The 12,293-nt window shown below is 73.1% G+C and carries 11 protein-coding genes; 3 read left to right on the top strand and 8 right to left on the bottom strand.

Annotated features, from left to right (window positions below):
- Positions 1-2: 2 nt before the first annotated feature.
- A complete protein-coding gene (locus ACFVVA_RS33725; RefSeq protein ID WP_387694552.1) occupies positions 3-737 on the bottom strand; it encodes a dienelactone hydrolase family protein in 735 nt (244 codons plus the stop codon).
- A gap of 159 nt (positions 738-896) precedes the next feature.
- Here ACFVVA_RS33725 and ACFVVA_RS33720 point away from each other — a divergent pair, with 159 nt between their 5' ends.
- The 3 genes from ACFVVA_RS33720 to ACFVVA_RS33710 all read left to right on the top strand — a co-directional run bounded on the left by ACFVVA_RS33720 (position 897) and on the right by ACFVVA_RS33710 (position 3,162).
- On the top strand, positions 897-1,112 hold the full coding sequence (locus ACFVVA_RS33720) for a cold-shock protein (protein ID WP_387694551.1): 216 nt from the start codon (positions 897-899) through the stop codon (positions 1,110-1,112).
- Positions 1,113-1,242: 130 nt separating this feature from the next.
- On the top strand, positions 1,243-1,572 hold the full coding sequence (locus ACFVVA_RS33715) for a hypothetical protein (protein ID WP_387694550.1): 330 nt from the start codon (positions 1,243-1,245) through the stop codon (positions 1,570-1,572).
- 297 nt (positions 1,573-1,869) lie between these two features.
- Positions 1,870-3,162 carry a hypothetical protein gene (locus tag ACFVVA_RS33710; RefSeq protein WP_387694549.1) on the top strand — a complete coding sequence of 431 codons (1,293 nt, stop codon included), beginning with the start codon at positions 1,870-1,872 and terminating at the stop codon, positions 3,160-3,162.
- A 100-nt stretch (positions 3,163-3,262) separates the two neighbouring features.
- Here ACFVVA_RS33710 and ACFVVA_RS33705 read toward each other — a convergent pair whose 3' ends face one another.
- The 7 genes from ACFVVA_RS33705 to ACFVVA_RS33675 form a co-directional block, all read right to left on the bottom strand.
- The gene (locus ACFVVA_RS33705) at positions 3,263-3,964 is read right to left on the bottom strand and encodes a hypothetical protein (RefSeq protein ID WP_387694548.1); all 702 of its coding nucleotides are present in this window, start codon (positions 3,962-3,964) and stop codon (positions 3,263-3,265) included.
- A 95-nt stretch (positions 3,965-4,059) separates the two neighbouring features.
- The gene (locus ACFVVA_RS33700) at positions 4,060-4,782 is read right to left on the bottom strand and encodes a ribonuclease H (protein WP_387694547.1); all 723 of its coding nucleotides are present in this window, start codon (positions 4,780-4,782) and stop codon (positions 4,060-4,062) included.
- Positions 4,783-4,824: 42 nt separating this feature from the next.
- The gene (locus tag ACFVVA_RS33695; protein WP_387694546.1) at positions 4,825-7,005 is read right to left on the bottom strand and encodes a trehalase family glycosidase; all 2,181 of its coding nucleotides are present in this window, start codon (positions 7,003-7,005) and stop codon (positions 4,825-4,827) included.
- Positions 7,002-9,065, bottom strand: a complete 2,064-nt coding sequence (locus tag ACFVVA_RS33690) for a beta-galactosidase (RefSeq protein WP_387694545.1) — start codon at positions 9,063-9,065, stop codon at positions 7,002-7,004. The genes ACFVVA_RS33695 and ACFVVA_RS33690 overlap by 4 nt, the downstream gene beginning before the upstream one ends.
- Positions 9,062-9,949: a carbohydrate ABC transporter permease gene (locus ACFVVA_RS33685; RefSeq protein ID WP_387694544.1), complete on the bottom strand. Its 888-nt coding sequence runs from the start codon at positions 9,947-9,949 to the stop codon at positions 9,062-9,064. Before ACFVVA_RS33685 ends, ACFVVA_RS33690 begins: the two co-directional genes overlap by 4 nt.
- Complete coding sequence (locus ACFVVA_RS33680; RefSeq protein ID WP_387694543.1) at positions 9,946-10,881, bottom strand: carbohydrate ABC transporter permease; 936 nt, start codon at positions 10,879-10,881, stop codon at positions 9,946-9,948. The genes ACFVVA_RS33685 and ACFVVA_RS33680 overlap by 4 nt, the downstream gene beginning before the upstream one ends.
- 11 nt (positions 10,882-10,892) lie before the next feature.
- Positions 10,893-12,284, bottom strand: a complete 1,392-nt coding sequence (locus ACFVVA_RS33675) for an ABC transporter substrate-binding protein (protein WP_387694542.1) — start codon at positions 12,282-12,284, stop codon at positions 10,893-10,895.
- Between the last annotated feature and the right edge of the window lie 9 nt (positions 12,285-12,293).

Raw genomic sequence — 12,293 nt, 5'->3', positions numbered from 1 at the left:
GCTCACTCCTCCACGGGCACCACGGGCAGGCACTCGGCGAGCAGGCCGACGATGTCGCGCCAGGCCCGCCGGGCGTGCTCCGGGTGGTGGGCGACGCCGGGGAGCACGGTGTGACCGACCGTCGGGTGGTGGAACGCGTGCTGGGCACCGCCGTAGACCACGAGACGCCAGTCGACGCCCGCCGCCTGCATCTCGGCGGTGAAGGCCTCCCTCCGCTCGGCGGGCATGATCGGGTCCTCCGAGCCGACCCCGGCCCACACCGGGCACCGGATCCGGGCCGCCTCGCCCGGGCGGCCGGTGGTGAACCCGTTGACCGTCCCGATCGCCCGCAGGTCGACGCCGGCGCGCCCGAGTTCCACCGCGATGGCGCCCCCGGTGCCGTAGCCGATGGCGGCGATCCGGTCCGGGTCGGTCCGCGGTTCGGCGCGCAGCACGTCCAGGGCCGCGCGGCCGATGTCCCGCATCCGGTCGGGGTCGGCGAGCATCGGCATCACCCGCGCCAGCATCTCCTGCGGGTCGCTGATCCAGCGCCCGCCGTGGAGGTCGAAGGCCAGGGCCACGTAGCCCAGTTCGGCGAGGGCGTCGGCCCGGCGGCGCTGGAAGTCGTTCAGGCCCGGTCCCTCGGGCCCGATCAGGACCGCGGGCCGGGGCCCGGCGCCGGCCGGGAGCGCGAGGTGCCCGATCATCGTCATTCCGTCGGCCGGGTACTCGACCGTGCGTGTGGTGACCGTTGTCATGGGATCGGACAGTAGCGGGGTCCGCGCCCCGACCGGGCCGGACTTAGCCCTCGGCAGAGCGGGCGGCCCGCCGACGGCCGCCGCTGCGCTTCGCGTCGGCCCGACTCCGCTGCGTGAGAGACTGGCGCGGTCAGCGTGACCCCCGGGCAAGGAGAAGACATGGCCGAGCGCGAGAACGGCACCGTGAAGTGGTTCAACGACGAGAAGGGCTACGGCTTCATCACCCCGGAGTCCGGTCCCGACCTGTTCGTGCACTTCAGGGCGATCGAAGGGGCCGGCTTCAAGTCCCTCGTCGAGGGCCAGCGGGTGACGTTCGAGGCGGTCCAGGGCCAGAAGGGGATGCAGGCCGACAAGGTCCAGGTCGTCGAGGGCTAGGACCGGCGGGCGGCGGGGCAGCCCCGGCTGCACCGCCCGCCGAGGAGTTCCGCGGCCGCTGCACCGGCGCCCGTCTGTGGCCCGGGCCGGCCGCACGGTGCGCTCCGTCCAGCTTGTGAAAGGCTGCGGCATGCCTTCCTACCTGCGGTTCTTCTTCGAATACGGCGTCGACACCCCGCTGTGGCCGGGCCCGTCCGGCAGTCCCGACCTCGACAGCCCGTACGACTACCCCTGCGACCTCGACCGACTGCCGATCACCCCGGCCACCCGGGCCGAACTGGCGCGGCTCGCCGACCGGTACCAGTCGTCGCTCAACGAGGCGTACCCGCCGGATCCGTCTCCGTGGTCCGAGGAGGAGAAGGAGCTGTTCCGGCGGCAGGCGGCCGCTGCGCTGGAGGCCTTGCGCCGTGACCTGGGCGGCGGCTGGACGGTCGAGGACCTGTCGCGCCCGGTGCACTGACGCCCGGTCCGCCCCGGAGTGGTGCGGACCGGGGCCGGGGGCGGGAACATCGGGGCCCTCGGGGCCTGATCGGGACGGCTCTCAGACCTGGTTTACGACTTTTGGTCATGGTTTTGGCCGAAGTGGTTAAAGACCCGGCCAAAAATGCGGATGACCTCTTGCCGATAATGTGATCACATGTGCAGGCGCTGTGACGTTGCGCGTCGCAGGGGAGGGAACGGTCCGCTTTGCCGAGCGGGCCCGATCAACAGGAGTCGTACCATCAACACCGCCATCCGCAAGGCCGCCCGTGGGGCGATGCCCGTCGCCGTCACCGCCTCCGTGCTCGCCACCGGTCTCACCGCCTGCGGCACCGTCGAGCAGCTGTCCGCCGCGCAGAAGGTCTCGAAGGCCTTCGACAAGGTCCGTGACGCCAAGTCGGCCGGGTTCACCCTCTCCATCGACGCCACCCCCGAGCAGGTCGCCGCGTTCGCCAACTCCGGCGAGCACAAGGGCAACGGGCTCATCGGCTCCGCCCGGGGCCGCAAGGAGGACATGGACGAGAAGACCGCCAAGGCGATCTCCGGCCTCTCCGTCACGGTCGCGGTCTCCGCCGACAAGCCGCTCAAGGACATCGAGGCCTTCAAGAACGCCGGCCAGGCGGGCAAGAACACCGACCTGACGCTCGACAAGTCGGTGCGCGTCTCCTACCTGCTCGCCGACCGCAGCGGCACCGCGCTGCTGGAGTACCGCCAGGTCGACGCCACGGGGTACCTGCACGCCGACGCCAAGGGCCTGATGAAGCTGGTCGGCGAGGACCCGTCCACGGTGGACGAGCTCCGCAAGGACCTGCCGGAGGAGATGAAGCCGGTCGGGGACGTGCTGGCCGGCAAGTGGGTGTCCTTCGACCTCCAGTCGCTCGCCGACCAGGCGAAGGAGGCCGACGCCAAGAAGGCCGCGCCGAGCGCCGCCCCCAGCGTCGACCCGGAGCTCGGCAACCAGCTCCTCAACTCGATCAAGGACGCGCTCGGCCGCACCGTCACGTACGAGGACAAAGGCAAGAAGGACGGCACCGAGCACCTCTGGGTGAGCGCCCCGGCCCGCCAGCTGGTGGACGAGATGTACAAGGCCGTCAAGCCGCTGTCCGCCAAGTTCCCCAAGCAGCTGGGCGACTTCCCGGACAAGGCCCCGAGCGACGTGCCGGACCGGAAGATCGGCGTCGACCTCTACCTGAAGAACGGCGCCTTCTCCTCCGCCACCTTCGACCTCGCCCAGCTGGCCGACAAGGTCGAGCCGGGCGTCAACTTCCCGGTGAAGCTCGCCTTCAGCCAGGCGGCCCCGAACGTCCAGGCCCCGGCCGACGCGGTCAAGGTGACCAACGACCAGCTGATGGACGCGGTGCTCGGCCTGGCCACCGGGGGCGACGACGAGGAGGGCCTCGACCCCGAGGACTTCGGCGACCTCCCGGCCGCCCCGCCGCTGACCGGCGCCCAGCTCAAGGAGCTCGCCGGACTCGGCGTCACGGAGGCCGAGGCGCGCGAACTCAACGACGCGGGCCTGAGCTTCGGGAGCATCAAGCAGCTCGCCCAGGCCACCCCGCCCAAGGCCTGACCTGCACCTCTGACCGGCCGACCGCGCACCAGCGGTCGGCCGGTCCTGCGTTTCCGGCCGGTCCCGCGTTTCCGGCCGGGCACATGCTCCCGGCCCGCGGTCACCGGCCGGGCGGCCGCACCGGTGCCGTGCCGGTCGGCAGGTCGGCCGGCCTGCCCTCCTGGTCCACCGGTGTGCCGTCGGGGTAGCGGGCGCACTCGCTGCCCGCGCTCACCTCGAGGGTGTGGTACACGGGGTCGAAGCGCAGCGAGGCGCTCTCCGCGAGGGACCCCGGGCCGGTGACCGGTGGCGTCAGCGTCAGACTGGGGACCGGGGCGGACTCGTCGGAGGAGGCGACCGTCCAGCCCTGGGCGGTCAGGCTCTGCCGGGCCCGGCCCACCGCCTCCTCCCACTCGGACCGGGCGACCCCGGCAAGGGTGAACCGCGCGCGCAGAGCGGCTGTGCGGGGCTGGTCGGCGCCGGTGTCGTTCATGCTCTCCAGGAGGTGGGAGAGGCCCCGGGCGGGACATGCGTCGTAGATCCGGGCCGTGATCCCGTCGTCCGCGCGGTGGTCGGGCGCCGACGTCACCTCCGGGCGCAGCGCGAGGGCCTCGTAGACGGTCTGCGTCCGGGCGTCCAGGTGCCGCGCGACGGCGGCCGGGTCCGCCACGGGGTACGGCTTGCCCGTCCAGGCCTCCGCCGCCACCCCGTACGCCGTGTACCCGACCGTGCCGAGCACCAGCGCCCCGGCGGCCCCGGCCACCGCCGTGACCCGCACGGCCGTGCGGCGGCCCGGCCCGTCCTTCGTTGCGCGATTCCTCATGATCACCATGGTCCACCACCGGGCCGGGCCACCGCGTGAGTACGGATACTCACCCGGCGACGTCGGCGTACTCGTGGTCGGACGGGGGCGGCGCGTCAGGCGTGGGCGGCGGCGCACTCCGGGTGGCCCCAGGAGCCGCCCACCTTGGTGATCTTGTCGCCCTTGGCGTACGGGCGGCTGCACGGGCAGGTGCCGGGGAAGCGGGCGTTCAGGGTGCGCGAGCCGCCGCTCCGCTTGGCGGTGCCGGTGCCGGTGCCGGTGCCGCCGGTGCTACCGGCGGAGGCGGCGGGCCGGGCGGTGCGCGCCCTGGGGGCCTTCGTGGCGGCGGCCGGGTCGGGGACCGGCAGGTCGGCGGCGGTGCCGGAGGCGTCCTGCTGGGTGCGGGCGGCGTCGCTGGCGGCCTTGTCGGCGATGGCGTTCAGCGGGTCGCCGTCCACCTGGTGGGCCGGCACGTACACGAAGGTGACGTCCCGGCCCTCCAGCAGGGCGTCGATCGCCTGGATCAGCTCCTGGTTGGCGACCGGCTTGCCGGCCGCCGTCTTCCAGCCGTTGCGCTTCCAGCCCTTCAGCCACTTGGTCACCGAGTCACGGGTGTAGGTGCTGTCCAGCCGCACCTCCAGCGGCGCCGCCGGGTCCGTCGCGGCCAGCAGCTGCCGCAGCGCCGTCAGCTCGCCCACGTTGTTGGTGCTGTGCCCGAGCGCGCCGGCCTGCCAGCGCAGGGGCGCCCCGGTGGCGTCCGCGACCACGTACGCCCAGCCCGCCGGACCGGGGTTGCCCTTGGCTGCTCCGTCACACGCTGCAATGACTCGTTCGACCATGCCCCGATCATGCCTGGTCGGACGGCCCGGAGCCAAAGTCGCTCAGGTGCGCAGCAGGAGCAGCAGCAGCGCCGCCGACCAGCTGAAGTTGGTGGAGCTGCGCCCCTCCCCCGTCAGCGGGTCGTAGTTCTCCCGGACCGGGCCGTCCCCGGCCAGTCCGGCGGCGGTGGCCAGCAGCCGCTCGACTGTCCGCCGGGCGTCCTGCTCCCAGCCGTAGCGGCGCAGGCCCTCAATGGCGAAGTAGGTCTGGTCGAGCCAGGCCAGGCCGCGCCAGTAGCCGGCCGGGTCGAAGGACGGCGAGCTGCGGGCCACGGTGGGGAACGGCATGGCGGTGCCGAACTCCGCCGGGTCGAGCAGCAGCCGGCGGACGGTGCGGGCCTGGGCGGCGGTGGCGGTGCCGGACCAGAGCGGGATGGCGCCCTCGATGCCGCGGCCCCGGGCGGTGAGCCGGGCGCCGGTGGCCAGGTCGGTGTCGTGGAACCAGCCGCCGGCCGGGTCGTACATGGTGTCGCGCACGGCGGCGTCGATCCGGTCGGCGCGGGTGCGCAGCCGCTGGGCGGCGGGCCGGTCGCCGAGTTCGGCGGCGATCAGCGCCAGGTGGCGGTGGTCGGCGGCCAGGTAGGCGTTGAGGTCGACCGAGCGCTGGTCGAGCGACCAGCCGAGCAGTGTGCCGTTCGGGTCCCGGTTGGGGAGGACGCCGGCGGCGTCGAAGCGCGGGGCGTTGTCCATGCCGGACTCCCAGGCCGCCGCCTCCCGGCAGTCCTCGGCGCTCGCGTTGGCCGGGTCCACGGTGGCGCCGTACTCGCACAGGCCCTCGCCGAGGTGGTCCCGGGTGCGGTACCACCAGTCCTGGTAGGCGGTGAGCCGGGGCAGCAGCTCCCGCAGGAAGGCGCGGTCGCCGCTGCGCTTGTAGACCTCCCAGACCGCCCAGGCGGCCAGCGGGGGCTTGGAGTTGCGCTCGTTCCAGTTGCCGCCGCCGGTGGCCGGGTCGTTGTAGAAGACGCAGTCGGGGACCATCCCGGCGTCCTGCGGGCGCTCGGCGGAGCCCGCCGGCACCTGGTGGTCGAAGACCGCCCGGATCTGGTCGGCGGCCAGGCCGGGGGCGAAGGCGGCGGTGCCGACGGCCTGCTTCCAGGTGTCCCAGGCCCAGACCCCGCTGAACCACTTGTAGGAGAGCGTGGGGGTGACGGCGTCGTGCCGGATCCGTCCGGCCGGGCTGCGCCAGTTGGTGACCAGGGTCTGCACGCATTTGACGGCGGTGCGCCGGCGGGCGGCAGGGACGCCCTCGGTGGCCCGGGTGACATACCCGTGCCAGCGGGCGGTGCCCTCGGCCGCGACCCGCTCCGGGGCGCGCAGCGCGGTGTCCGCCTCCTTCGCGGCCCGGGCGTACTCGGCCTCGGTGAAGGTGTAGCTCTCGGTCCAGTCCAGGGTGCGGCTCTCCCCCGGTGCCAGCCGCACCGGTTCGGCGAGTTCGGTGCGGTGCTCGTCGCCGTCGGCGCTCAGCACGACCCGGACGGGCCGGGCGTGGCGGACGGCGAAGCACTCGGTGCCGTCGGTGAGGTAGTCCCAGGTCTGCCGGACCTTGGCGAAGCGCACCTCCACGCCGCGTTCGGCGGCGACCAGTCGCGGCGCCTCGTGCTGGGGGCCGGTGGCGGGGCGCAGCAGCCGGCCGGTCCAGGCGGCGGCCAGGGTCCGTACGGCCGGACCGGTGTTGGTGAGGCGGGCCCGGAGCAGGGCGGTGCGGTTGCCGGCGAAGCGCAGTTCGAGGGTGAGGGCGAGGCCGCCGCCGAGGTCGTGGGCCAGCCGCAGCAGGCCGGGCAGCGAGGTGCCGCGCGCGGGGGCGCCGGCGGTGAGGTCCAGGGGGCGGCCCTGTTCGGTGAGCTGGAGGCGGGTCAGGCCGTCGCTGAGCCACCACGGGTATTCCTGGGCGAGGTACAGCGGGCCGGTGAAGCCGCCGGGCCGGTCGGCCGGTCGGGGCAGGGCGTAGGCGTGCCAGGCGCCGAGGTCGGCGAAGACGGTGATCGGGTTGTTGCCGCGGGTATCGCCGGGGTAGGCCTGGGCGGGGGTGCCGTGCAGGTCGAGGACGTCGGCGTAGCGTTCGGCGTCGGGTCCTCCCGGTTCTTCCGGTCCTTCCTGGCCGTGGGCGGTGGCCGGGGCGGTCAGGGTGCTGGCGGCGGCGACCGCCGAGGCGGCGAGGAAGTGGCGGCGGGTCAGCGGGTTCACGGGCGCTCCTCGGTGGCGGGGAGTCGGAGGACGGCGGCGCCGAGCGGCGCGAGGGTGACGGCGTCGCCGGTGGCGGTGCCGGTGAGCAGGTCGGTGCCGGTGAGCAGGTCGGTGCCGGGCGCGTCGAGGGGCACTCGGCGCTCGACGGGGCCGTGGTTGAGCAGGAAGAGGTAGTCGGTGCCGTCCGCGGCGTGCCGGCGGGTGGCCTCGACGCCCTCCGGCAGGCCGGGCAGTTCGGCGCCCACCCCGGCTTCGGCGAGCGCCCGGTCGAGCACCGGGCCGGTGTCGGCGCCGAGGTGGCAGCTCAGGTACCAGGCACTGCCGGCGCCCAGGCGGTTGCGGGTGACGGCCGGGAGGCCTGCCAGCTCGCCGGAGCCGTAGTGGGCGACGGCCTCGGCGGTCCCGGTCTCGATCCATTCGCTCCAGCGTTCGGCCCGCAGCCCGGTGCCGTCCGGGGCGAGGACGACGGAGGTGGTCGCTCCGTCCGGGATCGGCCAGTGCTCGTCGACGACGATCCCGAGCAGCTCGCGCAGCGGCCCGGGGTGGCCGCCGGGGTGGATGTGGTCGTGCCGGTCGGCGATGCCGCTGAACGGGCCGCAGACCAGCCGGCCGCCGTCCCGTACGTAGGTCGTGAGCCGGTCGGCGGTGGCGGTGTCGAGCAGGTACAGGTTGGGGGCGAGCACCAGCGGGTAGGCGTCGAGTCCGGCGGTGGGCGGGACGAAGTCGACGGTGACGCCGCGCTCGTACAGTGCCGCGTACCAGGGGCGGAGCAGCTCGGGCCAGCGCATCCGGGCGGAGGGGTGGTCGTCCAGCTCCAGGGCCCACCAGCTGTCCCAGTCGAGCAGGACGGCGGCCCGCCCGCGCAGCCGGCTGCCGGCGAGTTCGCCGAGGCGGCGCAGTTCGGCGCCGAGGCGCAGGGTCTCCTGCCAGCCGCGCGAGGCGGTGCCCCGGTGCGGGAGCATCGCGCTGTGGAACTTCTCGGCGCCGGCCACAGAGGCGCGCCATTGGAAGTGCAGCACGCCGTCGGCGCCGCGGGCCAGTGCCTGCAGCGACCAGAGGCGGTGGAGGTCGGGGGGTTTGGGCACGTTGACCGGCCGCCAGCTGACCGCGGAGGGGGCCTGTTCCATCAGCAGCCAGGGGCGGCCGCCCTTGAGCGAGCGCATCAGGTCGTAGTTCATCGCGGCGTTGACGTGGGCGCGCGGGTCGGCCGGGTCGGGGTAGGCGTCGTCGGAGACGAAGTCCTCGTGCCGGCTCCACTCCCAGTAGTCCAGGGCCTTGAGCATCGACATGAAGTTGGTGGTGACCGGGACGCCGGGCGAGACCTCGTCCAGGACGGCCTTCTCGGCACGGTGCAGGGCGAGCAGCGCGTCCGAGCAGAACCGGCGCCAGTCCAGCAGCTGGGTGGGGTTGACCGGGCCCGGCGCGGTGCGCGGCGGCTCGATCTGCTCGAAGGATCCGTAGTGCTGCGACCAGAAGGCGGTGCCCCAGGAGCGGTTCAACTCCTCGATGCCGCCGTGCCGTTCGCGCAGCCAGCGGCGGAAGTCGGCGGCCGAGGCGGGGCAGAAGCACTCCTCGACGTGGTCGCCGTACTCGTTGTGGACGTGCCACAGGGCGAGGGCGGGGTGGTGGCGGTAGCGCTCGGCGAGTGCCCGGGTGAGCCGGACGGCGGCGTCCCGGTAGGCGGGCGAGGAGGGGCAGTAGTGCTGGCGCGAGCCGAACTCCAGCCGTACGCCGTCGGCGGTGACGGGCAGCAGCTCGGGGTGGGCGCGGACCAGCCAGGCGGGCGGGGAGGCGGTGGCGGTGGCCAGGTCGACGGCGATGCCGTGCCGGTGCACGAGGTCGAGCAGGCGGTCCAGCCAGCCGAAGTCCCAGCTGTGGGCGTCCGGTTGGAGCCGGGCCCAGGAGAACACGCCGACGGTGACCAGGTTGACCCCGGCCTCGGCCATCAGTTTCACGTCCTCGGCCCACACCTGTTCGGGCCACTGCTCGGGGTTCCAGTCCCCGCCGTACAGAAGTCCCGGCACCCGGGTGAGGCGGTCCTCGGTCACGGTCGTGGTCATCCCTTCAGTGCTCCGCCCAGCAGGCCCGCCACGAACTGCCGCTGGAAGACCAGGAAGAGCACCATCAGCGGGAGCGTGGCCAGGAAGGAGCCGAGCATCAGGCCGGAGTAGTCGACGTGGGTCAGCCCGGTCAGTGTGTTGAGCGCGACCGGCACGGTGTACTTGTCCTCGGTGTTGAGCATCAGCAGCGGCCAGATGAAGCTGTTCCACTGCCCCATGAAGGTGAAGATCACCAGCGCGCCCAGCTGCGGCCGCACGCACGGCAGGACGACCTGGTAGAAGGTGCGCAGCTCGCCGGAGCCGTCGATCCGGGCCGACTCCAGCAGTTCGTCGGGGAAGTCCAGGAAGCCCTGGCGCATCAGCAGGATGCCGAAGGAGTTGGCCAGGAAGGGCACGATCACGGCCTGGTAGCTGTCGATCCAGCCGAGGCTGGCCATCATCTGGAACAGCGGGACGAGCAGCACCTGCAGGGGGATCATCATGGTCGCCAGGACCAGGCCGAGCAGCAGTCCGCGGCCGCGGAAGCGGTACTTGGCCAGTCCGTAGCCGCACATCGCGGAGAGCAGCGAGCTGAGCACGGTGTAGACGACGGCGGTCCCGAGGCTGTTGAGCAGTACCCGGCCGAAGCCGATGGTCTCCTGGAGGTGCGCGAGGTTGCGCAGCAGCTCGCCGCCGGGCAGGAACGGCGGTGGGGAGTGGAACAGTTCGGAGCTGCTGTGGGTGCTGGCGATCAGCATCCAGGCGAAGGGCACCAGGCTGAGCACGGCGCCGAGGGTGAGGGCGGCGAGGACGGCGATCCGGCCGAGCCGGGCGGGCAGCGGGGTTCGGCCGGGCCTGGCGGGCAGCGGAGTGCGGCCGGGCCTGAGCGGCGCGGTGGTGGTCATCGGCGGCGCTCCCTTCCGTAGAGCCGGAACTGGAGCAGCGAGACCGCCGCGATGATCAGCACGACCACCCAGGCGATGGCCGCCGCGTAGCCGAAGTCGAGCTGCTGGAAGCCGACCTTGTAGAGGTAGACCACGGGGGTGAGGGTCGCGTCGCCGGGGCCGCCGCGGGTCAGCACGTAGTTCTCGTCGAAGAGTTGCAGGGTGCCGATGGTGGAGGTGATGACGCAGAACAGCACGACCGGTCGCAGCTGCGGCAGGATCACGCCGGTGTAGGTGCGTACGGCGCCGGCGCCGTCGAGGGCGGCGGCCTCGTACTGGTCGCGGCCGATGGCGTGCAGTCCGGCGAGCAGGATCACCGCGTTGTAGCCGGTCCACCGCCAGGTGACCGAGCCGATCAGCGAGATCCTCGCCCAGGTGGGCGAGTTGAGCCAGTCGACCGGGCCGAGGCCGAGGGCCTGGAGGAACTGGTTGGCGAGTCCGCCGTCGGTGCGCAGCAGGACCTGGAAGACCACGGCATAGGCGACCAGGGTGGTGATCGCGGGCAGGAAGAACACCGCCCGCCAGCCGGCCCGGAAGCGCAGCCAGGACTGGTTCAGCAGGACGGCGAGCACCAGGGCGAGGCCGATCATCACGGGTACCTGGACGGCGAGGATCAGGCCGGTGTTGACCAGGGAGTGCAGGAAGGCGGGGTCGTGCAGCATCCGCCGGTACTGGTCCAGGCCGACCCAGACGTCGGCGCCGTCGCGGCGGGCGGTGAAGCTCTGGTAGAGGCTGGCGCCGAGCGGGTAGGCGAAGAAGGCGACGAAGAGCGCGGTCGTGGGCCCGGCGAACAGCCAGGCGGCGGTGCGTGGGGAGCGCCGGCGGCGGGCGGGGGCAGGGGCGGCCTGGGCCGGGGCCGCGGGTTTGCGCAGGGACACCGGAGGACTGGTCATCGGGCCCGCCCCTACGCGACCGTTTGGCGGCCGGTCGCGGTGGCGATCTGGCGGGCGGCGGAGCGCAGCACGGTGCCCGGGTCGGCGCCGTTGTGCAGCACCTGGTTGACGGCGGTGGTGACGATGTCGCCGGCCTTGGAGTCGTCGGCGGTGAGTTCGACGGTGGGGATGTCCCGGGTGAGCCCGGCGAACAGCTGCATGGCGGGCTGGCCGCCGTAGTAGGGGGAGGGCTGCTGGAAGTACGGGTCATCCAGGGCGGGGAGGTAGGCGGGGAAGAGGCCTTCGTGCTGCATCATCGAGGCCTGGTTGGCCTTGTCGGCGAGCAGGAAGGAGAGGAACGCCCAGGCCGTCTCCGGGTTCCGGCTCTGCGCGGTGACGCACAGGGTGGAGCCGCCGCTGTTGGAGGTGCGGGTGCCGCCGGGGGTGAAGGCGGGCAGCGGGACGACGCCGAACTTGCCGCTGAGGTCGGCCATTTCGGTGGTGAGGGTGCCGTCCCACCAGGCGGCGGTGGGGGTGGTGGCGGCCTTGCCGTCGTGGGTGCCGGAGACGAACCCGTCCCAGCCGTTCTCGAAGTCCACCAGGTCGCGGTCGACGAGCTGTTTCAGCAGGGTGAGGGCGCGTTCGGCGGCGGGGGTGGCGACGGCCACCTTGCCGCCGGTGAACCAGCGCTGGCCCTGTTGCTGGAGCAGCATGGCGAAGAGGCTGTCCTGTTTGGCGTCCAGGATGAGCAGCTTCCTGCCGGTGGCGGCCTTGAGGGCGGTGCCGGCGGTGACGTAGTCGTCCCAGGTGGCGAGGCCCGCCGGGTCGATGCCGGCCTGTTGGAAGAGGTCGCGCCGGTAGAACAGGGCGCACGGCCCGCTGTCCCAGGGCAGGGCGAGGACCCGACCCTTGTCGTCCGTGACGGTGCGCCAGGAAGCCTGCGGGTACTGGGACTTGAGGTCGGCGGCGCGGCTGGTGAGGTCGACCAGGGCGTTCGGGAAGTTGCCGATGTAGGTGGGGAGTTTGTGGCCCTCGACGGTGAGGATGTCGGGCAGGCCGCTGCCGGCCCCGAGTCCGACGGTGATCTTGTCGTAGGCGTTGTCGTAGCCGATGTCCACCACCTCGACGGTCGTTCCGGGGTGGGCCTGTTCGAAGACCTTGCCGAGCCGCTGCATGGCCTTGGCGGCTACGTCCCAGGACCAGATGGTGACCTTCCCGGCGAGGGTGGCGCCCGGGCTGCCGGCGAGTTGCTTGGCGCTGGTGCCGCCGGCACCGCCGGTCGCGCAGCCGGTGGCGCCGGCCAACAGCAGGGCGCCGCCGGCGAGTCCGGCGGCGAGGATCCGGCGGCGTGCCGGGCCCGAACTGAATCCGCCCTGGTGGAGGGCGAGTTGGGGATGTTTTTCGTGCCGGGTTTCTGCGGACATCTTGCCTCC

Source organism: Kitasatospora sp. NPDC058048, from assembly GCF_042885555.1.
GTDB lineage: Bacteria > Actinomycetota > Actinomycetes > Streptomycetales > Streptomycetaceae > Kitasatospora > Kitasatospora lactacystinica.
Note: the sequence above shows the minus strand (reverse complement) of the source record. Positions and strands in the feature narration are given on the sequence as shown.